The organism is Oleiphilus sp. HI0043 (genome assembly GCF_001634935.1).
Window position 1 is genome coordinate 1 of the sequence record NZ_LWEY01000244.1, and the last position, 911, is coordinate 911.

The 911-nt window shown below is 42.4% G+C and carries 1 protein-coding gene; it reads left to right on the forward strand.

Translation table 11 applies throughout. The features are described from left to right. Nucleotides 1–676: PP2C family serine/threonine-protein phosphatase (locus tag A3729_RS03775; RefSeq protein WP_068633206.1), on the forward strand; the 676-nt coding region annotated here is incomplete at its 5' end. Nucleotides 677–911 lie beyond the last annotated feature (235 nt).

The window sequence follows — 911 nt, forward strand, 5'->3', positions numbered from 1 at the left end:
ATTTGGTTTCAGTGATGTAGGTAATAAACGAACTCAAAACCAGGATGAAATCCTGGTAAAAGATTCTGATTCATTATGGCTTGTCGCTGACGGTATGGGCGGTCATGTTGATGGCGATAAAGCTAGCCAGGAGATTGTAAGGCAACTATCTGAAAAGGAACTACCAGTAAACCTTTTCTCCAAAGTAGATGCAATTAAACAAACTATACAAAATGTAAACACCGAGATATTTAGCTATGCAAAGGATAATCAACTAACGTGTGGCAGCACGGTTGTACTTCTGGCGCTTGAGAATAACAAATCTACCTTCTTATGGGCTGGGGATAGCAGGCTTTACTTATGGAGACGCGGTGAACTAACTCAATTGTCTTCAGACCACTCAATCTATAACTTATATAAAGAATCAGGTCTACCGACAGAAAACATTCAAAACAATGCAATTACTCGAGCGGTAGGTGTTGATGAGAACATTGATCTGGATATCGGTTTTCTAGACTTGGCTGTGGGCGATAGACTAATGCTGTGCTCCGACGGTCTGCACGACCCGGCTGGAGATGAAGGCATCAAGTATGCTCTATCCCTAGATACCCCGGAAAGTGCTGCGGAGAACTTAAAAAGCACCGTACTCGCGGGTGAGGCTAAAGATAACTTATCAGGTGTTTTTACTTGGCTGTAGCATTATCGATCAAAACTAGCTTCAACTAAAGCCCACACTGACACAGATTCTTGGAAACTAACATGTCAAAGACAAGCCACCTCAAAAAGGTGACATGTTACTAATTCAACTGTTGGGAAAAGGTATCTCTACATGCCACTAAACGGTATACCCGTTAATTCGGCAATCTCCTTTTTCCAAGTCGCAATATCTTGCAGAGTAAACTTACTCAAATGGTCATGGCCACACGCTCTCG